The sequence below is a fragment of the Streptomyces sp. NPDC058239 genome, from assembly GCF_042882185.1.
Classification (GTDB): domain Bacteria; phylum Actinomycetota; class Actinomycetes; order Streptomycetales; family Streptomycetaceae; genus Streptomyces.
On the sequence record NZ_JBHVWS010000019.1, the window covers coordinates 23,285 to 48,048 of the forward strand.

18 protein-coding genes and 1 other RNA gene are annotated in these 24,764 nt (G+C 71.1%); 15 read left to right on the forward strand and 4 right to left on the reverse strand.

Translation table 11 applies throughout. The annotated features are described in order from the left end of the window. Position 1: 1 nt before the first annotated feature. Positions 2-1,366: an ABC transporter substrate-binding protein gene (locus tag ACFVYE_RS21060; RefSeq protein WP_383969308.1), complete on the reverse strand. Its 1,365-nt coding sequence runs from the start codon at positions 1,364-1,366 to the stop codon at positions 2-4. 142 nt (positions 1,367-1,508) lie between these two features. Further along, a complete protein-coding gene (locus tag ACFVYE_RS21065; protein ID WP_389606830.1) occupies positions 1,509-5,165 on the reverse strand; it encodes an FHA domain-containing protein in 3,657 nt (1,218 codons plus the stop codon). A gap of 497 nt (positions 5,166-5,662) precedes the next feature. Here ACFVYE_RS21065 and ACFVYE_RS21070 point away from each other — a divergent pair, with 497 nt between their 5' ends. From ACFVYE_RS21070 to ACFVYE_RS21085, 4 genes are all read left to right on the forward strand, one after another. Next, the gene (locus ACFVYE_RS21070; protein WP_383969349.1) at positions 5,663-7,318 is read left to right on the forward strand and encodes a serine/threonine-protein kinase; all 1,656 of its coding nucleotides are present in this window, start codon (positions 5,663-5,665) and stop codon (positions 7,316-7,318) included. A gap of 181 nt (positions 7,319-7,499) precedes the next feature. After that, positions 7,500-8,738: a serine/threonine-protein kinase gene (locus tag ACFVYE_RS21075; RefSeq protein ID WP_383969302.1), complete on the forward strand. Its 1,239-nt coding sequence runs from the start codon at positions 7,500-7,502 to the stop codon at positions 8,736-8,738. 163 nt (positions 8,739-8,901) lie between these two features. Then, positions 8,902-10,008 (forward strand): peptide chain release factor 2, encoded by a 1,107-nt coding sequence (gene prfB, locus ACFVYE_RS21080; RefSeq protein WP_266361152.1) that lies wholly within the window; start codon positions 8,902-8,904, stop codon positions 10,006-10,008. 405 nt (positions 10,009-10,413) lie between these two features. Then, positions 10,414-11,337: a hypothetical protein gene (locus ACFVYE_RS21085; RefSeq protein ID WP_389606832.1), complete on the forward strand. Its 924-nt coding sequence runs from the start codon at positions 10,414-10,416 to the stop codon at positions 11,335-11,337. A 108-nt stretch (positions 11,338-11,445) separates the two neighbouring features. Here the strand turns inward: ACFVYE_RS21085 and ACFVYE_RS21090 are convergent, their stop codons facing one another. Then, entirely contained in the window at positions 11,446-11,646 is a 201-nt protein-coding gene (locus tag ACFVYE_RS21090) for a hypothetical protein (RefSeq protein ID WP_266361154.1), read from the reverse strand. Positions 11,647-11,915: 269 nt separating this feature from the next. Here ACFVYE_RS21090 and ftsE point away from each other — a divergent pair, with 269 nt between their 5' ends. The 5 genes from ftsE (at position 11,916) to ssrA (ending at position 15,827) form a co-directional block, all read left to right on the forward strand. Further along, complete coding sequence (gene ftsE / locus ACFVYE_RS21095) at positions 11,916-12,605, forward strand: cell division ATP-binding protein FtsE (protein ID WP_024489199.1); 690 nt, start codon at positions 11,916-11,918, stop codon at positions 12,603-12,605. A gap of 23 nt (positions 12,606-12,628) precedes the next feature. Further along, a complete protein-coding gene (ftsX, locus tag ACFVYE_RS21100; RefSeq protein ID WP_327274911.1) occupies positions 12,629-13,546 on the forward strand; it encodes a permease-like cell division protein FtsX in 918 nt (305 codons plus the stop codon). Between the two features lie 67 nt (positions 13,547-13,613). Next, positions 13,614-14,801 carry a S41 family peptidase gene (locus ACFVYE_RS21105; protein WP_389606835.1) on the forward strand — a complete coding sequence of 396 codons (1,188 nt, stop codon included), beginning with the start codon at positions 13,614-13,616 and terminating at the stop codon, positions 14,799-14,801. 18 nt (positions 14,802-14,819) lie between these two features. After that, a complete protein-coding gene (gene smpB, locus ACFVYE_RS21110; protein ID WP_383973065.1) occupies positions 14,820-15,308 on the forward strand; it encodes an SsrA-binding protein SmpB in 489 nt (162 codons plus the stop codon). A gap of 131 nt (positions 15,309-15,439) precedes the next feature. Next, positions 15,440-15,827, forward strand: a transfer-messenger RNA (tmRNA) gene (gene ssrA, locus ACFVYE_RS21115). 63 nt (positions 15,828-15,890) lie between these two features. Here ssrA and ACFVYE_RS21120 read toward each other — a convergent pair. Further along, entirely contained in the window at positions 15,891-17,147 is a 1,257-nt protein-coding gene (locus ACFVYE_RS21120; RefSeq protein ID WP_389606838.1) for an MFS transporter, read from the reverse strand. 84 nt (positions 17,148-17,231) lie between these two features. Between ACFVYE_RS21120 and ACFVYE_RS21125 the strand changes: the two genes are divergently transcribed. From ACFVYE_RS21125 to ACFVYE_RS21150, 6 genes are all read left to right on the forward strand, one after another. Next, a complete protein-coding gene (locus tag ACFVYE_RS21125) occupies positions 17,232-18,236 on the forward strand; it encodes a LysR family transcriptional regulator (protein ID WP_389606840.1) in 1,005 nt (334 codons plus the stop codon). A gap of 138 nt (positions 18,237-18,374) precedes the next feature. Next, on the forward strand, positions 18,375-19,058 hold the full coding sequence (locus ACFVYE_RS21130) for a hypothetical protein (RefSeq protein ID WP_389606842.1): 684 nt from the start codon (positions 18,375-18,377) through the stop codon (positions 19,056-19,058). Then, positions 19,059-21,248: a glycosyltransferase gene (locus tag ACFVYE_RS21135; protein ID WP_383973073.1), complete on the forward strand. Its 2,190-nt coding sequence runs from the start codon at positions 19,059-19,061 to the stop codon at positions 21,246-21,248. Further along, positions 21,245-22,477, forward strand: coding sequence for an acyltransferase (locus ACFVYE_RS21140; RefSeq protein WP_389606844.1), 1,233 nt, complete (start codon positions 21,245-21,247; stop codon positions 22,475-22,477). Before ACFVYE_RS21135 ends, ACFVYE_RS21140 begins: the two co-directional genes overlap by 4 nt. A 212-nt stretch (positions 22,478-22,689) precedes the next feature. Next, positions 22,690-23,838 carry a uroporphyrinogen-III synthase gene (locus ACFVYE_RS21145; RefSeq protein ID WP_389606918.1) on the forward strand — a complete coding sequence of 383 codons (1,149 nt, stop codon included), beginning with the start codon at positions 22,690-22,692 and terminating at the stop codon, positions 23,836-23,838. A 331-nt stretch (positions 23,839-24,169) separates the two neighbouring features. Then, positions 24,170-24,679, forward strand: coding sequence for a GNAT family N-acetyltransferase (locus ACFVYE_RS21150; RefSeq protein ID WP_383973077.1), 510 nt, complete (start codon positions 24,170-24,172; stop codon positions 24,677-24,679). Positions 24,680-24,764 lie beyond the last annotated feature (85 nt).

Consider the following 24,764-nt stretch of genomic DNA (forward strand, 5'->3'; position numbering starts at 1 on the left):
GTCAGCTCTTGTACGCCTTGGCCGCGTCGGACTCCAGCTCGGCTTGAGTCCCCGCGATGTCCTTCGGGTTCTTCAGGAAGTCCTGGAGGGTCTTCCACTCGCCCTTCCCGGGCGTCCCGCCGAACGACTGCGGGGCCTGGTCGGACATGTCGAACCGGACGGCGTCACCCGCCGCGACCAGCGCCTTCGCCATCGTGCGCTGCACCTCGTTCGGGTAGGCGGCGGCGTCCAGGGCCTTGTTCGGCGAGATGAACCCGCCCTGCTCAGCCATGATCTTCGCCGCGTCGGTCGAGCCCAGCCAGGTCAGCAGGGCCTGGGCGCCCTTGCCGTCCTTCAGCGCCACCGCCGCGTCGCCGCCCGTCACGACGGGGGACTCGGCGCCGACCGCCGGGAACGGGAACACCTTGGCGTCGGTCCCGATCTTCGCCTTCGTCTGCGCGATGTTGACGCCCACGAAGTCGCCCTCGAAGACCATCGCGGCCTTGGGCTGGTCGCCGCCGGTGAAGGTCTGGGTGACCGAGGCCGGGAACTCCGTCTGCAGCGCACCGTCGGCGCCGCCCGCGATCAGCGACGGCTTGCCGAAGAGCTGCGCGAGCGTGGTCAGCGCGTCCTTGACGGACGGGTCCGTCCACTTGATCTTGTGCTGGGCCAGCTGGTCGTACTTCTCCGGGCCCGCCTGGGAGAGATAGATGTTCTCGAACCAGTCGGTGAGGGTCCAGCCGTCCGCGCCACCGACCGAGACCGGGGTGACGCCCGAGGCGGAGACCGTCTCGGCCGTCGCCAGGAAGTCCTTCCAGGTCTTCGGTTCGCTCGCGCCCGCGTTCTCGAACGCCTTGGCGTTGTACCAGATCAGGGACTTGTTGGCGGCCTTGAAGTAGACGCCGTACTGGGTGCCGTCCACCGCACCGAGGTCCTGCCAGACCTTCGAGTAGTTCTTCGCCAGCTGGGCCTTGGCCTCGGCGCCGACCGGCTTGGCCCACTTCTTCTGGGCGGCCTGCTGGATCGCGCCGACCTGCGGGATCATCGCGACGTCCGGCGGCTGGCCGCCCGCGATCTTCGTACCGAGGAAGTTGACGATCGGGTCCTGCGCCGGGACGAAGGTGACCGTCGCCCCCGTGCGGTTCTCGAACTCCTTGAGGACCTTGACGAAGTTGGCCTGCTCGACGCCGGTCCAGACCGCCGCGACCGAGAGCTTCTCGCCGTCCAGTTTCGGCAGTGCGACGCTCGACGAGCTCCCCTTGCCGCCCTCGGAGCTCTTGTCCGACTTGTCTTTTCCGCCGCCGTCGTCACCGCAACCGGTGAGGGCCAGTGCGCCGATGGCGGTGAACACCGCGGCGGCCCTGCTGATCCGAAGGGTTGTGCGCATTGCTTCCCCGTCTCTCACATCGTTGTGTGCGCACAGTCCTACGCCCGGCGTACGGGTGCCGCAATACCGCTTCTCGTGTCAACTCCTTGATCGTGATGGGCTCGTGACGTGATGTCAGTGGATGTCCGGACCCGGCGCCGCTTCAGGAGCGGGCGGGCCCGAATGGGGTTATCGGCTCGGCGTTCACCGAACGGGCCGCCCGCTCCAGGGCACTGGCCAGCAGGGCCAGGTCCGTCGGACCGTTGCCCAGCTCGCGGACCGGGCGCCGGGCCGGCGGATCGCCCATCCGCTCCCACTCCAGCGGGACGACGGTGGGGCGCAGGGTCGCCGTACGCGGAATGCGTCCCGTCACCCTGCCGCCCTGGAACGGTGTCACCCGCCCGTCCGGATGCCCCAGCCGGCCGCGTCCGGGCGCCGGATCCTCCGGCGACGGCGGGACGACCGGTGCGTCGAGCACGATGCGCAGCCGGGCCCCATGGGCCAGGTCCGTGTCCTCCGTACGGTCCGGGCGGGCGGACGTCGCGACCAGGTGGACGCCGAGCCGGCCGCCGTCCCTGGCCACGGCCTCCAGGGCCCGTACGACCGACCCCGCGGCGGGGCGGCCGGGGCTGCCGAGCGCCGGGGCGACCAGCGCGTCGAAGTCGTCGACCAGGACGACGAGCCGGGGCAGCGGGGAGGGGCCTGGTTCCGTGGACCGCGCTGCGGCGGGCCGCAGCCGGAGCGTCCCGCTCATCGGGGAGTCCAGATCTCCGCGCTGCTCCGCGGCGCTCGGCGGGCGCTGGCCGACCATCCGCTGCGCCACCTCGTGCCGGTGGTGCCACTCGGTGAAGTCGTACTGGCCGAGCAGTTCGGCGCGCCGCTTCAGTTCGCCGCCCAGCGCCTGCGCGAACTCGCGCATCCGTACCGGATCCGAGGCCACCAGGTGCGTGAACGCGTGCGGGAGTTCGGTACAGGGGCGCAGGCTCTCACCGCGCTCGCCACCGGCGCCGTCGACCAGGAGTATGCCCAGACGGTCGGGCCGGGCTGCCGCGGCCAGCGAGGCGGCGACGGCCCGCAGCAGCTCCGTACGTCCGCTGCCGGCCGGCCCCTCGATGAGAAGGTGGGGGCCCTCCTCCGCCAGATCCACACTGACCGCGCCCCGGGGCCCGGCCCCGAGCACCATGACGGGCCGCCCGGCGGCCACGGCAGCGGTGCCTTCGGCCCGGGCGGCTGCGGGCATGCCGGTGCCCGTGTCCGCTTCCGCGGCGGTACGTGCGGCTGCCGCTCCGCTCCCGGCGCCCCGGGCCGCGACCGGGGGCGTGTCGCCGCGCGGTCCGCTGACCCGGTTCGAGGCCCGCCCGGATCCGGCGGAACGGAGACTGTCTGCCTCCTGGGCATCCCCTCCGCCCCAGGTACCGGACGCGGGAACGGTGCGGGAGCTCGGGGTGTCCCCGGGCGAACTGCCGTAGCGCCCGCCGCCGACACGGGGGGTGCCGGGGTACGGGGCGCCTCCGGAGCCACCGGTGCCGTGGGCGTCGTCGCGCACGAGGCCGTGGCCCACGGTGCCGATGTGGGTGGTGGTCTCGCTGCCGGGGTACGGGGTGCGCCCCGAGCCGGGGGCGTACCCGCCCGCGCGGTCCGGCCCCGGTGCGCCGCCCGTGCGCTGGGCGCCCACGCGGGGGCCCGCGCTGCGCGGGTACTCCGTATGTCCCGAACCGCGGACATCCGCGTCGGCCGCGTCCGTACCGCCACCGGCGCCCGTCGGCCCGCCCGTCCAGCGGCCCGAACCGCGGACCGTGGCGCCGGGCTGGTCGTCCGCAGTGGAGGCCCAGCGGGCCATCAGGGACGCCGGGGTGGCACGCGCCAGGCCCAGTTCGTCCAGCAGCCGGGCGGTCGGCGGGAGCGCGGCCGACGCGGGCCGGCCGTGGGCCGACGCCGAACCCTCCGCACGCAGCGGGGCCAGCGCCCGGCCGAACCGCTCGGCCCAGTGCGCCGACACCGCGTCCACCGCGGCGACCGTGCCGCGGCCCGCGGCCCGGCCGTCCGCCGTGCGCAGCAGCCGCAGCGCCGTGGCCACATCGCCGCTCAGCATCGCCACCGCCCCGCACTCGCGGAACGCGATCGAGGCGTGGCAGGCGGCCTCGTACGTCGCCGCGACCGGTGAGGTGGGCGTGGCGGCCGGGGTCTCGGCCAGACAGATCAGATGGATTCCGGCTGCGGCCCCCGCGGCTGCCAGCCGGGCGGTGTTCTCGCGCAGCACGGCCGAGCCGGGGTCGCCGTCGACGATCACCACGGTGTACGGGCCCGAGTACTGCCCGGCGGCCTCGGCGACCGTGCTCCGGTCCAGGCTCGCCCAGCCCGGCCCCAGCGGCCCGTCGTCCAGTCGGCGCACCAGCTCCGTCGTACGGGCGACGGCCTGCTCCCGGTCGTACGCGAGGAGCAGCCGGCAGTCCTGGCCGTGCATGGGGCGCAGATGGGGCAGCCAGCCGAGCCAGGCCCATTCGCGTCTGCGCTCGTCCGCGCTGCGGGCGCGGTCCGTGCTGATCAGCACGATCTCCAGATCGGCGGGGGAGTGCAGCGCGGCGAGCTGCGCCACCGCCGAACGGGCGAGTCCGGCCAACCGGGTCCGCGGCCCGGCGAGCCCGAGGGAACCGGCCTCCCGCAGCCCCACGGTCACCGGCACGGCGGGCAGCTCGGCCCGGTCCGTCGTCCCCAGGCGCACCACGAGCGCCTCCGGATGCGCGGTGTCGCGCTCCCACAGCCGGGGGCCGGGGCCGAGCGCGGTCAGCAGCACGGCCGCGGGGTCGGGCCAGATGCTCTCCGCGGCGGATCCCGATGGTGTCGCGGGGGAGGCGGCGGCCGGGAACGGCAGCTCGGCCGTGCCCGTCTCGTCGGGCGTCGCCTCGTGCACCGGCTCGCCCTTGTTGCCCGCGAGTCTGCGCGCCCAGGCGCCTATCCCGCCCCGCCGGGGTGTCCCGTCGTCCGGGAAGCGGGGGGAGCGCTCGGAGGGGGACTGGCGGCGGGTGTCGGTCCACCCGCCTTCACCGCTCTCGTATGTGTGACGGGCGCCGGGCCTTTCGTGCGGGGCGGGCCCTGGGCCGGCGGCCGGGGCGTACCCGTGGCCGGAGCCGTACTCCACGGCGAAGCCGTCATCGGCGGCGGCCGCGCCTGCCGTACCGGACACCCGCAGATGCCCCTCGCCGTCCGGGGCCGTCGCCAGCGTCGGCGTACGCGCGCCCGAGGTCAGCCGGAGCGTCGATTCGCCGAGCCGCAGCAGCGCGCCGGGCTTCAGACGGACCGGGCGGTCGCGGACCTCCGTGCCGTCGAGCAGGGTGCCGTTGGTGGAGCCCAGGTCGGCCACCGAGACCAGGCCCTGCGCGGAGACCGTCACCGTGCAGTGCAGCCGGGACACATCGGGGTCGTCGAGCGGGACGTCCGCGTCGGCGGAGCGGCCGATCCGGATCCGGCCGCCGTGCAGCAGATGGACCCCGCCCGCGTCGGGCCCCGCGACCACGTGCAGCTGCGCCGGGACGGCGTCGTCCGCCGCGTCGTCCTCGCCCGGGACCTGGAGCGAGAGCACCGCTCCGTCGACCAGCGGGGGCTCACCCAGTGCGCACCGCTGCGCGTCGAGCCGCTCACGCCCGGCGAACAGCACCACCGCACCGCTGCCGAGCGAGCCGTCGGGCCCGGAGACGGCCGCGGCCAGATTGGACGCCACCGTGGCGAGCGCCGTCCCCGGCGGGGCGGTGACCAGCACGTCGCAGGCGCGCGCCGGAGTCTGGCCGCTGCGCGGCGCGAGGACGGTCAGCCGGATCTGCATCGCCGTCAGCGGTCCCTTCTGCGCGGGGCGCCGGGCAGGGGAAACGCCCTGTGATTCCCCCCACCCGACCCGGACGCGTCGTCCGGTACAGGTTCGTCACGTGCCACAGGGCTCCCTACCCCATAGTCCGTGCTGAAGGCATCCTCGCACCTGCCACTGACAACACGCCCGGGGGTCACCGCTAAGTGATCTTGAAAGGTCGGCTGTGCGCCCATAAGTGCCTGCTTGGAACGTTCTCCGCGGCAGCGCAACCGTTCCGGGAGAGCGCCCGGAACGGTTCATCGCACGTGTGTACGGCAACCATCCGCCCGATGTGAGCGTCTTGTTCCGCAACCGGCCGGTACCTCCTTCAGGAGGTGTCGGGCCCGGCGGACAGGGACGGCGACGGCAACCGGGCGGACCCGCCCGACCTCGCCGGTCGCCCCACTAGAGTGGGCCGGAACTCCCGGGGGACCCGGGAGCACCGCAAGCACCACGATCAGCAGGGAGCGCATGACGTGCGGCCGGTAGGCAGCAAGTACCTGCTCGAGGAGCCGCTGGGACGCGGCGCCACGGGCACCGTCTGGCGTGCCCGCCAGCGGGAGACCGCAGGCGCCGAGGCGGCCGTCGCCGGCCAGCCCGGCGAGACCGTGGCGATCAAGGTCCTCAAGGAGGAGCTCGCCAACGACGCGGACGTCGTGATGCGGTTCCTGCGCGAGCGCTCCGTGCTGCTCCGGCTCACCCACGAGAACATCGTGCGCACCCGCGACCTGGTCGTCGAGGGAGACCTTCTCGCCCTCGTCATGGACCTGGTCGACGGTCCCGACCTGCACCGCTACCTCCGCGAGAACGGCCCGCTCACCCCGGTCGCCGCCGCGCTCCTCACCGCGCAGATCGCGGACGCGCTCGCCGCCAGCCACGCCGACGGCGTCGTCCACCGCGACCTGAAGCCCGCCAACGTCCTGCTCGACGAGCGCGACGGCCAGATGCACCCGATGCTCACCGACTTCGGCATCGCGCGCCTGGCCGACTCCCCGGGGCTGACCCGGACCCATGAGTTCGTCGGCACGCCCGCCTATGTGGCGCCGGAGTCCGCCGAGGGCCGGCCGCAGACATCCGCGGTCGACATCTACGGTGCGGGCATCCTGCTGTACGAGCTGGTCACCGGGCGCCCGCCGTTCGCTGGAGGCACCGCCCTCGAAGTCCTGCAACGGCACCTCAGCGAGGAGCCCCGCCGCCCCACCACCGTCCCGGCGCCGCTGTGGACGGTCATAGAGCGCTGCCTGAGCAAGGACCCCGACCGGCGGCCCAGCGCCGAGAACCTGGCCCGTGGACTGCGTACCGTCGCGGCCGGCATCGGCGTGCACGCCTCCTCGGCCCAGATCGCTGCGGCCGACGGCGTGGGCGCCCTGCTCGCACCCGATCCGGCGCCCGCGGCCGTTCCCCAGACCCCCGGTGCGGCCGACCCGACGCAGGTGCTGCCCAGCAACGCGGGCTCGTACGATCCGAACGCCGCGACCAGCGTCATGCAGCACGCCCCCGGCCCTGGCGGGCATGCCGACCCGACCTCGGTCATGCCGCCCGTGCCGCCGCACCCGGACGGCCCTCCGCAGCCCGAGGGGCCGCACCCCTGGCAGTCCCAGCTCCAGGCGGCCCGCGATCGCAACGAGCAGACGCAGGTCCAGTACCTCGACCCGAGCCAGGACCCGCTGCGCCGCCGCCCCCAGCGGTCCCAGCCCCAGCAGCAGCCTCAGCGACGGCAGCAGCCGCCGCAGCATCAGCAGTACCAGCAGCAGCCGCAGCCGCAGCAGTACCCCCAGCCCCGGCAGCAGCAGTACCAGCCGCAACCCCAGCACCAGCCCCAACAGCAGTACCAGCGGCAGCAGTACGCACCCCCGCAGCAGCCGCCGCCCCAGCAGCCGGCCCCGCGGCAGCCCCGCGAGCCGAGGCAGCGCAGCGCCAACCCGATGAGGATTCCCGGCCTCGGCTGCCTCAAGGGCTGTCTGTTCACCCTGGTGCTGCTGATCGTCGCGAGCTGGCTGATCTGGGAACTGACCCCGCTGCAGGACTGGATCGGCCAGGGCAAGAGCTACTGGCAGGCGATCAGTGACGCCGTCTCCAGCGTGACCGACTGGGTCTCGGAACTGGGCGGCAGCGGCAGCAGCGGCTCCTGAGCCGCCGGTACACCATCAACTCTGTAGCTATATCGACTTCTGCGGGCCAGTTTCCACCGCATTTCGCCCGCAGAAGTGAAGGTTGGCGCCATCCCGGGCACTCAACACCCCGATCGACGCGTAACTTTGTCGACCGGGGGTCATGAGCGACGGTCCATCGCCAGCCGCTGAGGGAGCAGTCTTGGCACGGAATATCGGCAGCCGGTACACCGCCCACCAGATCCTGGGGCGCGGCAGCGCCGGCACGGTGTGGCTCGGCGACGGGCCCGAGGGCCCGGTGGCCATCAAGCTGCTCCGCGAGGACCTCGCGTCCGACCAGGAGCTCGTGGGCCGCTTCGTCCAGGAGCGCACCGCCCTGCTCGGCCTGGACCATCCGCATGTCGTCGCCGTCCGCGACCTCGTGGTGGACGGCAACGACCTGGCACTGGTCATGAACCTGGTGCGCGGCACGGACCTGCGCACCCGCCTCGACCGCGAACGCCGTCTGGCGCCCGAGGCCGCCGTCGCGATCATCGCGGACGTCGCAGACGGCCTGGCAGCCGCGCACGCCGCCGGGGTGGTCCACCGTGACGTCAAGCCGGAGAACATCCTGCTCGACATGGAGGGCCCACTCGGCCCCGGCGGCTCGCACCCGGCGCTGCTCACCGACTTCGGCGTGGCCAAGCTGATCGACACCCCCCGCCGCACCAAGGCCAGCAAGATCATCGGTACGCCGGACTACCTGGCCCCCGAGATAGTCGAGGGCCTCCCGCCCCGCGCCGCCGTCGACATCTACGCACTCGCGACGGTCCTGTACGAACTGCTGGCCGGCTTCACACCCTTCGGCGGCGGACACCCCGGCGCGGTCCTGCGCCGCCATGTCACGGAGACGGTCGTCCCGCTCCCCGGCATCCCCGACGAGCTCTGGCAGCTCCTGGTCCAGTGCCTGGCCAAGGCCCCGGCCTCCCGGCTGCGCGCCTCCGAGCTCGCGGCCCGGCTGCGCGAGCAGCTCCCGCAGCTGGCCGGTATCCCGCCGCTGGACGTGGACGAGCCGGACGTCGAACCGGAACCCCAGACGTACGACGAGCAGCAGTACACCCCCGCACCCGAGGAACCCCGCCGCCGCGGCGCGGTCCCCCTGGTCCCCGGCTCGTCCGCCGACTCCAACCGGGACACCCACACGAGCATGCGTGTCCCGGCCCCCGACGAACTCTCCGGCGGCCCCCGGGGCACGGCCAGAGCCCCGCGCTCCCCGGGTCGGCCCCGCCCGGGCTCGGCCCGCAACAAGTCCGCGGCCGTCCGCAAGCGCCGCCTGACGCTGGGCGCCGCGGCGCTGGTGCTGGTGGTGGCGCTGGGCGTGGGCGGCTGGCTGGCGCTGGGCGACGACGCCGCGGACGCGCCTGCGCAGGACACGAAGAACTCGGCGCCGGGAACACCCTGACCCCGCGGGGCCCCGCTGGGCGGTTCCTGATGGCTCCGGGGCCGCAGAGCCCGGTGGGCAACCCCTTCGTCGTACGGCCCGGGGATGCGGCGCCCACACGGCCGCGGAGTCGTGATCATGCGGCCCGAGGAATGTCCGCGCCGACAGCCGTTACGCTGGACCCGTGGCAGTCGTCGATATTTCCGAAGAGCTGAAGTCCCTCTCCTCGACCATGGGGTCGATCGAGGCCGTCCTGGACCTGGATGCGCTGAGGGCGGACATCGCCGCGCTCGAGGAGCAGGCGGCCGCGCCATCCCTCTGGGACGACCCGGAGGCGGCGCAGAAGATCACCAGCAAGCTTTCGCACCTCCAGGCCGAGGTCCGCAAGACCGAGGCCCTCCGCGGCCGGATCGACGATCTCGAGGTCCTCTTCGAGCTCGCCCAGGACGAGGGCGACGCCGATGCCCTGGCCGAGGCCGAGTCCGAGCTGGAGTCCGTCAAGAAGGCGCTGGACGAGATGGAGGTCCGTACGCTCCTCTCCGGCGAGTACGACTCCCGCGAGGCCCTGGTCAACATCCGGGCCGAGGCCGGTGGCGTGGACGCCGCCGACTTCGCCGAGAAGCTCCAGCGCATGTACATCCGCTGGGCCGAGCGGCACGGCTACAAGACCGAGGTCTACGAGACGTCGTACGCGGAAGAGGCCGGCATCAAGTCGACCACCTTCGCCGTCCAGATCCCGTACGCCTACGGCACCCTCTCCGTCGAGCAGGGCACCCACCGGCTCGTCCGGATCTCGCCCTTCGACAACCAGGGCCGCCGCCAGACGTCCTTCGCGGGCGTCGAGGTGCTCCCCGTGGTCGAGCAGACCGACCACATCGAGATCGATGAGTCGGAGCTGCGCGTCGACGTGTACCGCTCCTCGGGCCCCGGCGGTCAGGGCGTCAACACCACGGACTCCGCGGTGCGCCTGACCCACCTCCCGACCGGCATCGTCGTCTCCTGTCAGAACGAGCGCTCGCAGATCCAGAACAAGGCGTCCGCGATGAACGTCCTCCAGGCGAAGCTCCTTGAGCGCCGCCGCCAGGAGGAGCAGGCCAAGATGGACGCCCTCAAGGGCGACGGCGGCAACTCCTGGGGCAACCAGATGAGGTCGTACGTCCTGCACCCGTACCAGATGGTCAAGGACCTGCGTACGGAGTTCGAGATGGGCAACCCGGAAGCGGTCTTCAACGGCGAGATCGACGGCTTCCTGGAGGCGGGCATCCGCTGGCGCAAGCAGCGGGAGAAGTAGGCGGGCCCCAGCAGCCTGTTGCTGCTTCCTGTTTCTTACGGCGGTGCCGGAATCCCCACGGGGTTTCCGGCACCGCCGTTTGCGTCGGGGAGGGGTGCGGGGCGGCACCCGAAAGGGAGTTGGGGTTCCGAGTTACGCAGGCGGCGTGGTGAGTGCGTCACAGTCGTGATTCTGAATGATGGTCAACTGCGATCAAAGCGGTGCACATTGCACGGAACGGCCTTGACGCGGGCCTTATCTGTGGACAGGGTGCTAGAGCAGCATGCGTATGTCTGGGACGGATGTGAACGGGGGCGGGCGGCATGACCACGGCTCCATGTGGCGCTGTTCGGAGCAAACCCCGCAGAGCCGGGGCCCGCATATGGCTGCTCCACTGACGAGAACAGCTACTGGGGGTAGCAGCAGATGACCAAGAAGACGCGAGTACGCGTCGCGCGCATAGCCGCGGGTGCGGTGATCGCCGCGGGCGCCTCGCTCACCGCTGCCGGTGTGGCTTCGGCCGTCGGCGTCGATGTCAACGTCGGCGGTCTCTCCGCCAAGACTCACGTCGACGACAGCGGTCTGGGGATCGAGGCCGGCCTCGATGGTCCGGCGGGCGAGTCCGAGGGCGGCACCAATGGCGGTGGCCCGGGCGCCGTCGACCAGGGGCAGACGGAGGGTACGTCCGGTACCGAGGGTTCTTCGGGTACCGAGGGTTCGTCCGGCACGGAGGGTTCTTCGGGTACGGAGGGTTCTTCGGGTACGGAGGGTTCTTCGGGTACGGAGGGTTCGTCGGGCACGGAGGGTTCGTCGGGCACGGAGGGTTCTTCGGGCACGGAGGGTTCGTCCGGCACGGAGGGTTCTTCGGGCACGGAGGGTTCGTCCGGCACCGAGGGTTCTTCGGGCACGGAGGGTTCGTCCGGCACCGAGGGTTCTTCGGGCACGCAGGGTACGTCGGGCACGTCGGGCACCTCCGGCAACTCTGGCACCTCGGGCACCTCCGGCAACTCCGGCACGTCGGGTACGTCCGGCACCTCGGGTTCGTCCGGCACGGAGGGTTCGTCCGGCACCTCGGGTACGTCCGGGACCTCCGGTAACGCCTCCTCCGGCTCCGCAACCGGTGGCGGCGACACCTGCACCGTCGACCTCGACGGTGCGAACTGCGCGGACAACACCACCCCCGACTCGGCCGGCAACCAGCCGGTCGAGCAGGGCAAGGGCAAGGACGAGCTCGCCGAGACCGGTGCCGCCGAGACCACGTTCCTGCTGGTCGGCGCCGCGACGATGATTGCCGGAGGCATCGGCTTCCGGATCCTGCCGCGCCTGATGAACGGCCGTACGGTCGCCTAAGGGCCGCCTGCGGTACAGCTACGCACAGAGGGGCCCGGGACGCCTGTCGGCATCCCGGGCCCCTCTGCGTACACGTACACGCTCTTGCAGGCGGACGGACGGCCTCGACTACACGGTCTGGTGCGCCAGCAGCGCCAGCGCGCCCAGCAGCACCACCAGCAGGGCCACCAGCGTCACAGGGCTGAGCCCTGCGAACATTCCCTGCTCCTGTTCCTGCTGCAGCCGTGCGCGACTGGCCCGGCACACAGGGCAACGGCCCTCGTTCACGGGTGCCGCGCAGTTTGCGCACACCAGTCGGTCATAGGTCATGCGCTTTCCTCCTCCCGCGCGGCGGAGCCGCATACGTCTTCACTCCGCACAACGCTCATGGAAACGCAACTGTTCCCCCCACCACTGTGCCAGCTCGCGCGGATTTCGGCGCGGCCCGCCGGACATCACCCGTTCCGTAGTGCTTCGGCCCCGCTTCCGATCATTCCCGTTCCGCCATAAAACGCCCATCCTCGGACGCGCGCCTGCACGCGTCAGCCCGGTTCGCGTATGGTCACGCACACCTACTCCCGGCCGACCGTGGTGCATCCGTGATCCGATTCGACAACGTCTCCAAGACCTACCCGAAGCAGAGCCGTCCCGCTCTACGGGATGTGTCTCTCGATATCGAGAAGGGTGAGTTCGTCTTCCTGGTGGGCTCCTCCGGCTCCGGCAAGTCCACCTTCATGCGACTCATCCTCCGCGAAGAGCGCGCCAGTCAGGGCATGGTTCACGTCCTGGGCAAGGACCTGGCGCGCATGTCCAACTGGAAGGTGCCGCACATGCGCCGCCAGTTGGGCACGGTGTTCCAGGACTTCCGTCTCCTCCCCAACAAGACCGTTGCGGAGAACGTGGCGTTCGCGCAGGAGGTCATCGGCAAGCCGCGCGGTGAGATCCGCAAGGCGGTGCCCCAGGTTCTCGACCTGGTCGGCCTCGGCGGCAAGGAGGACCGGATGCCCGGTGAGCTCTCCGGTGGTGAGCAGCAGCGCGTGGCGATCGCGCGGGCGTTCGTGAACCGTCCGATGCTGCTGATCGCGGACGAGCCGACCGGCAACCTCGACCCGCAGACCTCCGTCGGCATCATGAAGCTGCTGGACCGGATCAACCGGACCGGCACCACTGTGATCATGGCGACTCACGACCAGAACATCGTCGACCAGATGCGCAAGCGCGTCATCGAGCTGGAGCAGGGCCGTCTCGTACGCGACCAGGCCCGCGGCGTCTACGGCTACCAGCACTGAGCATCGAGCACTGAAAGGACGCCATGCGCGCCCAGTTCGTCCTGTCGGAGATCGGCGTCGGCCTCCGTCGCAACCTCACGATGACCTTCGCCGTCGTCGTCTCCGTCGCCCTCTCGCTCGCCCTGTTCGGCGGCGCGCTGCTCATGCGCGAGCAGGTCAGCACGATGAAGGACTACTGGTACGACAAGGTCAACGTCTCGATCTTCCTGTGCAGCAAGAGTGATGTGACCTCGACGCCCAAGTGTGCCAAGGGCGCTGTCACCGCCGAGCAGAAGAAGGAGATCGAGGGCGACCTCAAGAAGATGGACGCCGTCCAGACCGTCACGTACGAGTCGGCCGACCAGGCGTACAAGCACTACCAGCAGCAGTTCGGCGACTCGCCCATGGCGAGCAACATCACGCCGGACCAGATGCAGGAGTCGTTCCGGGTCAAGCTCCACGATCCCAAGAAGTACAAGGTCGTCGCCACCGCCTTCGCCGGCCGTGACGGGGTGCAGTCCGTCCAGGACCAGAGATCCATCCTGGACAACCTCTTCCAGCTGATGAACGGCATGAATGTGGCAGCCCTCTTCGTGATGGCGCTGATGCTCGTCATTGCGCTGATGCTGATCGTGAACACCGTCCGGGTGTCCGCGTTCAGCAGGCGGCGCGAAACCGGCATCATGCGGCTCGTCGGCGCCTCGGGCTTCTACATCCAGATGCCGTTCATCATGGAAGCCGCGTTCGCCGGTCTCATCGGTGGTGTGCTCGCCTGCGTGATGCTGCTGGCCGGCCGGTACTTCCTGATCGACGGCGGTCTGGCACTGCAGAGCAAGCTGAATCTGATCGACTTCATCGGCTGGGACGCGGTCTTCACCAAGCTGCCCCTGGTCCTGGCAATCGGTCTGCTGATGCCCGCCGTTGCCGCTCTCTTCGCGCTCCGCAAGTACCTGAAGGTGTGACAAGCGCCCCTGTGGCGCGCGGCCAACCGGCCGTGCGCCACAGGGGCGTTGTCCTAGACTCGACGCCATGTCGGGCCCCACGCAGTGTTTCGGGCCCCGCGGCGTGCGCCGCGGGGCGGCCCTGACATTGGTCTTCGCGACCGTGCTGGCCACCGCGGCGGCCACCGGATCGCTGCCGCACAGCGGTGCTAAGTACTCGGACATCGCGGCCCGTTCCGTCGCCTCCACCGTCGACGGCGACGAGGTGGCCGACGCCGCCGCCCGCGCTGTCGCCGACGGCAAGTCCGGTAAGGAGGCGGCCGAGGAGGCCGTCAGCCGCAGCGGCGACCGCTGGGGCGCGGTGTACGACGAGCGGCAGTACGAGGAGTTCGAGCAGGCTCTCGACGGCTCGTACACCGGTGTCGGGATCGCCGCGAAGCGCTCCGCGGACGGGCTGGTCGAGGTGGCCCGGGTCCAGCCCGGCGGCCCCGCAGACCGGGCCGGCATCGAGCCGGGCGATCTGCTCCGTACGATCGACGGTCACCGGATCGACAAGCGCCCCGTCGCCGAGGCCGTGGCCCTGCTGCGCGGAGACCGTACGGAGGCGGACGCGGGCACCACCGTCGTGCTGGGGGTCCAGCGGGGCGCCGCCCTTCGGACCGAGACGCTGCGCCGGGCCAGACTCACCACCGAGGCCGTCGCCGTGCGGCAAATCGGACCGGCCCGTTCCGATTCCTCCGCAGCTGTACTGATCGAGGTCGACTCGTTCACCAGGGGCTCGGGCGCCAAGATCCGCGACGCGGTCCGGGACGCGTCGGCGGGTGCCGGGGTGCTCCTCGATCTGCGCGGTAACTCGGGTGGCCTGGTCACCGAGGCAGTGACTGCCGCCTCCGCCTTCCTGGACGGCGGCCTGGTCGCCACGTACGACGTGCACGGCGAGCAGCGCGCTCTCTACGCGCAGCCGGGCGGTGACACCGTCCGCCCCCTCGTCGTCCTCATCGACGGCGGCACGATGAGCGCCGCCGAGCTCCTCACCGGCGCGCTCCAGGACCGGGGCCGCGCCGTCACCGTCGGATCGCGCACCTTCGGCAAGGGTTCGGTCCAGATGCCCAGCAAGCTCCCGGGCGGCTCGGTGGCCGAGCTGACCGTCGGCCACTACCGCACCCCGGCGGGCCGCGGCGTCGACGGCCGAGGCATCACCCCGGACCTCGCGGTCAGCTCCGGGGCCGAGCAGCGGGCCGAGACGGTATTGAGTGGCCTCGGGGGTGGGTCGTAGTGCGAAAATGGCTGCACTATGGCTAAGGAAAAGGACACAGGGCGCAAGCTCATCGCGCAGAACAAGAAGGCGCGGCACGACTACCACATCCTCGACACCTACGAGTGCGGACTCGTACTCATGGGTACCGAGGTCAAGTCGCTGCGGCTGGGCCGGGCCTCCCTGGTGGACGGCTTCGTCCAGATCGACGGGGGTGAGGCCTGGCTGCACAACATCCACGTCCCCGAGTACGTGCAGGGGACCTGGACCAACCACTCGGCCAAGCGCAAGCGCAAGCTGCTGCTGCACCGGGCGGAGATCGACAAGCTGGAGTCGAAGTCGGGCGAGACGGGTCACACGATCGTGCCGCTCGCGCTGTACTTCAAGGACAGCCGGGTCAAGGTCGAGATCGCGCTCGCCAAGGGCAAGAAGGAGTACGACAAGCGGCAGACCCTGCGCGAGAAGCAGGATCTGCGGGAGACCAACCGCGCGATCTCGGCAGTGCGCCGGCGCCAGCGCAGCGCATAGCCGGGGAGCACACGGGCGGGGCCGGGAAGGCGTGCGGGCGGGCCGGCAGGAATAGGCTGGCATCGTCGTGCGTTGGTCACGTACGATGGCACTGCACCTCACAGCGGGTGCGTGTTTTGAAAAAACAACATGGGGATGATCGGTTTCGACAGCGGATGTCGAAGCAGGGGAAGCGAGTCGAGGAAGCGGCAATGATCTCGTAAACCATATGTCGCAACCAATAATCGCCAATTCCAAGCGCGATTCCTCCGCCTTCGCCCTCGCTGCCTAATTAGCAGCTAAGCGAAGACTCTGCGGAGTGTCAGCCCGGGGTTGATCCCGACCCGGATCCTGACATCATCAAGGGATCTAAACTTCTGGACCCGGCCACGGGGCCCAGAAGGAAATCAAACAGTGGCTGGGCCCGTCGGCAGCTTGTCCGCGTGACTGCCGGGGCCGAGAAAAGCGCAGCGGACTGCACTCGGAGAAGCCCTGATTCTGCACCGTTGGACGCGGGTTCGATTCCCGCCATCTCCACAATTCCCATGTGAACGAGGACCCCGTTGCCCACCGGCAACGGGGTCCTCGTTTTTGTTCCGGTCATCATTTCCGCGGGGCCCGGACCCCGGCCGCCGCGACGACCAGCGCCAGCCCGGCCGCGCACACCGGAACGACATAGCCCGTCACCTGCCCCATGTGTTCCACCATCCAGCCGCCGGTCGCCGAACCCGCGGCTGTCCCGCCCAGCAGCGCGGTCACGGCCAGGGTCATGCCTTCGTTCAACTGGCCCTCGGGGGTGAGGCGTTGCACCAGAGTCATGCCGGTGACCATGGTCGGGGCCGTCGCCGCACCGGCCGGCAGCAGCGCGCCCGCGAGAGCGAGCAGCGAATCGGTCGAGGAGACCGCGAGCAGCGGCAGGGACATCAGCGCCGTCATTCCCGCCAGGCAGCCCAGCAGCCGGCGCCGGATGTCCGCGGCCGGGCGCAGCGATCCGTACAGCAGTCCCGCCACACATGATCCGGCAGCCTGGAGGGCCAGGATCGCGCCCCCGGCGCGGGCGATCGTGACGACCTCCATCGCGCCGAAGACCGCGCCGGTGGCGAGGAAGGCGGCGAGCAGGGCCGGCATGCCCGGGGTGCGGAGCGGGGAGCCCGCGTGGGTGCGGGATGCCACCGGCGGTTCGGTGGCGCGCTGGGCGGCGAAGATCAGCACGCCGGTCATCAGCAGGATCGCCCCGACGAGTGTTCCGGCCTCCGGGAAGAGCGCCGCGCACAGCAGGGCGGCGAGGGCCGGGCCGAGCATGAAGCAGAGCTCGTCGGCGGCCTGTTCGAAGGAGTTCGCGGTGTGCAGGGCGGCCGGATCGCCCCGGTGCAGATGGGCCCAGCGGGCCCGGGACATCCCGCCGGTGTTGGGGGTGGTGGCGGTCGCGGCGTAGGAGGCGAAGAGTGTCCAGGCCGGGGCGCCGTAGTGCACGCAGAGCAGCAGTGCCAGCGATCCGAGCGCGGCGATCGCGGTGGCGGGTACGGCGACCCTGGCCTGTCCGTACCTGTCGACGAGCCGGGCCGTCCAGGGCGCGACCACCGCTGTCGCGGCGAGGCCGGTCGCGGTGACGGCACCGGCAAGGGCGTACGAGCCGCGCGAACCGGCGATCATGATCACCGCACTGACGCTGAACATTCCCATGGGAAGCCGGGCGAGGAGATTGCCCGCGGTGAAGGCGCGGGCACCCGGGGTGGCGAGCAGTCGGCGGTACGGGTTGGTGGGCGCAGGCCGGGCGGCGGCGGTGCGCGGGGCTATGACCAGCAGGTCCCCGGAGAGGGCGAGCATGGGGTCGGTGCGCGGGGTTCTCTCGTACGGCATGGATCAACCCTCACGGCGCACGGCCCACGGGGTCCAACACCTTCTCCGTACCGATTAACGCATCTGCGTTGTAAATTCCCGGGTGTGGCTTCCTCCGCTGCCGATACGGGCACCCAGACGCATACCCATACCGACCCTCGGCTGCTCCGTGCCTTCGTCGCCGTCGCCGAGGAACTGCACTTCACCTGTGCCGCCGCCCGGCTCTACATCGCCCAGCAGGCACTGAGCCGGGACATCCGTCGGCTGGAGCGCGAGCTGGGTGCGGAACTGTTCGTACGCACCACCCGGCAGGTCGCCCTCACCGCCGACGGTGAACGGCTCCTCCCGTACGCCCGGCGGGTGCTGGAGGCGCACGCCGATCTTGCCGCGGCCTTCGCCGACCCCGCGGCCCGGCCGCTCTTCGTCGACCTCAACACCGACGGCATGACGGCCGCCCGCGTACTTGCCCGCGCACGGGAGCTGGCTCCGGCGTGCGAGCTGATGGCGCGCTTCGAGAGCGGGCTCACCTGGGCCGCGGGCGAGATCCTCGCAGGGCGGCTCGACGTCTCCTTCGGCCGCGCCGCCGGACTCGACCCCGCGGTGCGGGCACGGCTCGGCGTACAGCCGGTGCGGTACGAGCCGATGGCCGTTCTGTTCCCCGACGATCACCCCCTCGCCGCGCACGAGGCCGTCGCGCTGGACGACCTGGCCGGCGAGACCGTCTACGCGGGTGCCGGGAACACGCGCACCGAGGAATGGACGGACCTCGCCCGGCTGCTCTTCGCCGAGTGGGGCATCGGGCTGGCGCCACCCGTCCCTCTTGCGATCGGCGTGGCCGAATTTCAGCGGGTCATGGCCAAGTCGCCGCGGTACCCGGTTCTGTGCGTGGTCGACTTCCCGCCGATGCCGGGCACCGTGTTGCGTCCGCTGGCCCGGCCCGTACCGCTCTCCCCGCTGCTGCTGGTCTGGCGCAAGGGGCTGCGCCACCCCGGCCTGGACGCATTGCGCAAAGCCGCAGCTCAACTGGGTTCGGAGGAGGGCTGGATGGTGCGGCCGGACGGAAGTTGGCTGCCCGAGATCGATGCATCGCTCATGTTGAAATCCACCTGATTGGGGGAAAGAAGTGCTGTTTTCGTGCGCTACATTCATCGCCCGGGTGCAATGTGGTGGGGGCGCGGACAGGGTGGGGGCCCGGTCCGGAAGCACATAATCGGACAGTCGTGCGCACCCAATCCTTGAGTGGGGGAAGTGCGTACACCTGTGGAAACCTGGCGTGAAGGTGCCCGTTCGGGGCACACACACGAGCCGAACGAGGTCACGGTCCAGCTCGACGGTCTGGGTCGGCAGCTCTCCGAGCTGACCGCGCAGCCGAGCGAACCGGAAGGCTCGGACGGCCCCGTGTTCGTCGACGAGAGCGGCCGGCGCAGCAAGACGTTCAGGCGTCTGGGCTGGGTCCTCGCCGCGGCCTGTGCCTGCTATGCGGTGACGCTGGCCGTCGCCGTGCTCGGCGGCAGTTCGAGCGCGCCCTGGCTGCCGCTCTCCGGTCAGCAAGGCCACAAGAACGCGGACGTGGTCCAGGCGCCACCCGCACCGACGGGCAGCGCCGGTGAGGAGCTCCCGCCCGACAGCGCGCCCGGCCGCGCCACCACCGGCCCGACGCCCGGCGCCGCCGCGACGCCCTCGGGCAGCGCGGCCACCGGCGCCTCGGCCGGACCCGGCAAGGACACCCCGACGTCGGCACCCGTCGTATCGCCCAAGGCGCACGACGAGACCGGCGGCGGCAAGAAGCCCGATCCGGTGACCTCGGCCCCCGTACCGCCCGTCGACACCACGACACCGTCCGCCGCCACCTCGACTCCGCCCGCGGCCAGCACGCCGCCGCCGGCCCAGTCCCCGGAACCTCCTGTGCAAGAGCGAGAAGGCACCGAGTAAATGACTTCCCCTGCCCCGCGGGGCAGGCGCAACGTCAGGAAGCAGAGCGGGCGGCGCAGATTTCCCATGCGTTATCTGCTGCCGTCACTGCTCCTCGTTGCCCTGCTCGCCATGTTGATGCTGCGCGGCTATGTGCACAGCGAAATCCTCGCCGACCACCGGGTCCGGCCCCCGGCGGCCACCGACCGGGTGCCCGGGAAGATCCTCGACGGCGGCCCGGTCATCGACGCCCGGAGCACCACCGGGCCCGCCAGGTCGCTGAGCATCCCCGGCCACCGCATCGTCCTGACCTTCGACGACGGACCCGACCCGGTGTGGACCCCGAAAGTGCTCGACGAGCTGAAGAAGCATCACGCGCACGGCGTCTTCTTCGTCACCGGAACCATGGCCTCGCGCTACCCGGAGCTCGTGCGGCGCATGGTCGACGAGGGGCACGAGGTCGGGCTGCACACCTTCGACCATCCCGACCTCTCCTACCAGTCCCACTCCCGCATCGACTGGGAACTCTCCCAGAACCAGCTGGCGTTGGCGGGCGCGGCCGGTGTCCGTACGTCCCTGTTCCGCCCGCCGTACTCCTCGTTCGCCGACGCCATGGACAACAAGTCCTGGCCCGTCACCCGGTACGTCGGCAGCCGTGGCTATCTCACCGTCGTCAACAACACCGACAGCGAGGACTGGAAGCGCCCGGGCGTCTCCGCGATCATCGAGCGTGCCACTCCCAAGGGCGGCAGGGGCGCCGTCGTCCTGATGCACGACTCCGGCGGCAACAGGTCCCAGACCGTCGCCGCCCTCGGCGAGTTCCTGCCACGGATGCAGCAGCGGGGCTACGAGTTCACCGACCTCACCACCGCCCTCGGTGCCCCCAGCGCGCACACCCCGGTCACCGGATTCGCGCTCTGGAAGGGCAAGGCGTTCGTCTGCGCCGTGGGTCTCTCGGAGAACGTCACCGGCGTCCTGGCGGCCGGGCTCGCGGTGATCGGCGTCCTCGTCCTCGTCCGCTTCGCACTGATGCTGCTGCTGTCCTTCCTGCACGCCCGGAAGGTCCGCAGGAGGGAATTCAGTCGGGGGCCCGCGTTCCGCCGCCCCGTCTCGGTGCTCGTGCCCGCGTACAACGAGCGCGAATGCATCGCCAACACCGTGCGTTCCCTGGTGGCGAGCGAGCATCCCATCGAGATCATCGTCATCGACGACGGCTCGACGGACGGCACGGCGGACATCGTCGAGGCGATGCGCCTGCCGACTGTCCGCGTCATCCGCCGGCGCAACGCCGGAAAGCCCGCCGCTCTCAACAGCGGCATCGCGCACGCCCGTCACGACATCGTCGTGATGATGGACGGCGACACCGTCTTCGAACCCGCCACCGTCCGTGAACTGGTCCGGCCCTTCGCCGACCCGCGCGTCGGCGCCGTCGCCGGGAACGCCAAGGTCGGCAACCGCGACTCGCTGATCGGCGCCTGGCAGCACATCGAGTACGTGATGGGCTTCAACCTGGACCGCAGGATGTACGACATCCTGCGCTGCATGCCCACCATCCCCGGTGCGGTCGGCGCCTTCCGCCGGGAAGCACTGGACCGGATCGGCGGCATGAGCGAGGACACCCTCGCCGAGGACACCGACGTCACCATGGCCCTGCACCGCGACGGCTGGCAGGTCGTCTACGCGGAGAACGCCCGTGCCTGGACCGAGGCCCCGGAGACCGTGCAGCAGCTGTGGTCACAGCGCTACCGGTGGTCGTACGGCACCATGCAGGCGATCTGGAAGCACCGCCGCGCCGTCGTCGAACGCGGCCCGTCCGGCCGCTTCGGACGCGTCGGACTGCCCTTCGTAGCCCTGTTCATGGTTGTCGCCCCGCTGCTCGCCCCGCTCATCGACGTCTTCCTGCTGTACGGACTCGTGTTCGGCCCCACCCGGAAGACCGTCCTCGCCTGGCTCGGCGTCCTCGCGGTGCAGGGGATCTGTGCCGCGTACGCCTTCCGGCTCGACCGGGAACGCATGACGCATCTGATCTCGCTGCCCCTCCAGCAGATCCTCTACCGGCAGCTCATGTACGTGGTGCTGCTCCAGTCCTGGATCACGGCGCTCACCGGCGGACGACTGCGCTGGCAGAAGCTGCGCCGTACCGGCGTCGTGGAAGCGCCCGGCGCCACGCCGGGCCGGCGGCGGAGCAATGACCGGAGGCCCGTCGCATGAGCCACCTCCCCACGCAACCGGCCGGCGTACGGCAGACAGCGTCGTTCCCGGTGCAGGGGCAGTCCCCGCAGCCGGTCGTACAGGCCGCGACGCCGCTCGCCGGCGCGTTGCCGGGCGGCCGGGACCGCTATCTCGACCTGCTGCGCTGCGTCGCTCTCGTGCGCGTCGTCGTCTTCCATGTCTTCGGCTGGGCCTGGCTGACCGTCCTGTTCCCCTCCATGGGCGTCATGTTCGCGCTGGCCGGTTCGCTGATGGCGCGCTCGCTGGCCCGCCCGGCACGGGACGTCATCCGTGGCCGGCTCCGCAGGCTGCTGCCCCCGATGTGGGCGTTCGCCTCGGCTGTCGTCCCGGTGATGTTCCTGCTCGGCTGGAAGCCCGTGAAGGAGGAGGGCATCGGGTGGTTCATCAGGCTGGGCTGCTACCTCCTTCCGGTCGGCGCACCTCCGTACCCCTGGGAGAACGGCTCGCCGAGCGGCCTCCTGGAGGAGTCCTGGGCCGACCAGGCCGTGGGCCCGCTCTGGTACATCCGCGCCTACCTGTGGTTCGTGCTCGCGTCGCCGCTCCTGCTGAAGGCCTTCCGCCGAATGCCCTGGCCGACGTTGCTCGCTCCGATCGGGCTCACCGCCGTGACCGGTACCGGACTGGTCACCGTTCCCGGCGAGACCGGTGAAGGGCTCGTCGACTTCGCGGTGTTCGGGTCCTGCTGGGTCCTCGGCTTCGCCCACCACGACGGTCTCCTGAAGAAGGTCCCGCGCTATCTGACGGTCTCGCTCGCCGCGTTCGTCATGGCGTTCGGACTGTGGTGGGCCTCGGGGCACCTCACCGAGGAGGGCTGGAACCTCGACGAGATCCCGCTCGCCCAGGCGACCTGGTCGTTCGGCTTCTGCGTGATCCTGCTCCAGTACGCACCGTCCTGGCGGCAACTGCCCGGCAGGCTGGCCCGGTGGGACGGGCTGATCACCCTCACCAACAACCGTGCCGTGACGATCTACCTCTGGCACAACCTGTTGATCACGGCCACCGAGCCGTTGATCGACCAGCTGTGGAACATCCCGTACTTCGGCGACCGCTTCGGTACGTACATCGGCGCCTCGTACACGGCGCTGATGCTGCTCCTCGTCTGGCCGCTGATGGCGCTGACGATCCCGGCGATCGGCTGGGTCGAGGACGTAGCGGCGAAGCGCGCACCGAGACTCTGGCCGAACGGATCGCGCAAGCGGCCTGGGTGACCGGGGAACGGTATACCTTCGCCGGACCGGATTCCGCCCTGCCCGTGCCCGGGGAGTCGCAGATCGGCCGCATCGAGGCCTGATCATGACCGCTCGATGTCATCTGACGTAACGGGCGGGAAATATGGGTGAACCAGGCCTGTCACGCATCGTTGGCAGGCTCGGCCCTCGGCATCATCGGGCAGCAGCGGGACGAGAGCCGGGTAGACCATATGCACGAGGACGAACAGCACGGGCCCCTCGCGGGCTTCACCGTCGGGGTCACCGCCGCGCGGCGCGCGGAGGAGTTCGGCGCACTGCTCGAGCGACGGGGCGCCACCGTCCTGCACGCGCCCGCCCTGCGGATCGTGCCGCTCGCCGACGACAGCGAACTCCTCGCCGCCACCCGGCGAATCGTCGACTCCGCCCCCGAAGTGGTCGTCGCCACCACCGCGGTCGGCTTCCGGGGCTGGGTCGAGGCCGCCGACGGCTGGGGCCTCGGCGACCGGCTGCTGGAAACCCTGCGCGGCACCGAACTGCTGGCCCGCGGCCCCAAGGTCAAGGGCGCCATCCGGGCCGCCGGGCTGACCGAGGCGTGGTCGCCCGCCTCCGAGTCCATGGCCGAGGTACTGGACCGGCTCCTGGACGAGGGCGTGAAGGGCCGCCGGATCGCCCTTCAACTGCACGGTGAACCCCTCCCCGGCTTCGTCGAGTCGCTCCGCGCCGCGGGCGCCGAGGTCGTGGCCGTCCCCGTCTACCGCTGGGTGGACCCCGAGGACATCGCCCCGCTCGACCGGCTGCTCGACATCACCCTGGCCCGGGGCCTGGACGCCCTCACCTTCACCAGTGCCCCGGCCGCCGCCTCGCTGCTCGGCCGGGCCGAGAAGCGGGGGCTGATCCCGGAGCTCCTGAGCGCCCTGCGGGACGACGTCCTCGTGGCCTGCGTCGGACCGGTCACCGCCCTGCCGCTGCAGGCCCGCGGCATCGACACCGTCCAGCCGGAACGCTTCCGGGTCGCCCCGCTCGTCCAGCTGCTGTGCGACGAACTCCCTTCCAGGGTCCGCGTGTTGCCGATCGCCGGGCACCGGTTGGAGATCCGCGGTCACGCCGCGGTCGTCGACGGCGAACTGCGCCCGGTGCCGCCCGCCGGAATGGCCCTGCTGCACACCCTGGCCCGTAGGCCGGGCTGGGTGGTGGCCCGCGCCGACCTGCTGCGCGCGCTGCCCGGCAGCGGAACGGACGAACACGCGGTGGAGACGGCCATGGCGAGGCTGCGTACGTCACTGGGTGCACCCCGCCTCATCCAGACGGTTGTCAAGCGCGGCTACCGGCTGGCGCTGGACCCGGCGGGGGACAGCCCCGATGCCGGTCCTGCTTGCTAGGCCGTTTGGCCTCCCCGCTCTCCGGCGTCCAGGACCACTCCCCGGCATCCTCCACTGCGACGAGCGCGGCAGCCCGCGGTGGGGAATCCGCCTCGCCCAGCCGACGCCGAGCGCCGACCGGTTCGAGAAAGGGGCTCCGGGAGCCTGATAGCTTGTCCGACAGCACGTACGCCTCCCCGGCCGGGCAACGCCTCCACCAGGGAGGCTTTTTTCATGCCCTGGCCCCGGCTCGCGGCCTGGGCGCACTGGAGCGACCACCACGAACCTGCCAGCCGCAAGCGGGCCCGAGATGCCCCGACCGCCACCTGGCCGCCGAGCACGAAGGAGATTCATGTCCGACGTATCCGTGCGTCTCGCCGATACTTCTGACCGCCCCGTACTGGAACGCCTCTGGCTGATGTTCCGCCACGACATGTCGGAGTTCGGCGGTGTGCTGCCCAACCCGGACGGAACCTTCCGGAGTGATCGGCTCCACGCCGCCTTCACGAAGACCGACTGGGCGCCCTATCTCGTGACGAGTGGCGAGAGCCCTGTCGGGCTCGCGTTCGTCCGCAGCCTGACAGCTCCGACGCGCGTGCTGAGCAGCTTCTTCGTGGTGCGTGCCGTACGGCGGACCGGAATCGGGCTACGCGCCGTTCAAGAGGTCATGGCCAAGCATCCGGGGCCGTGGCAGGTCGCCTTCCAGGAGGGCAACGTCGCAGCAGTCCGATTCTGGCGTCGGGTCGCCACCGAGATCGCCGGCGACGCCTGGACCGAGGAACGCAGGCCCGTGCCGGGCCGACCGGACGTGCCACCCGACACCTGGATCTCGTTCGGCGTCCCGGCGAAGACCTACGGCTGAACATCAAGAGCCGCGGGGGTGGGGGGGGAGGAAGGGGGCCCACCCGCCCCAACACACCACGCGGCGGGCGGGGGGGAGGTGGCGC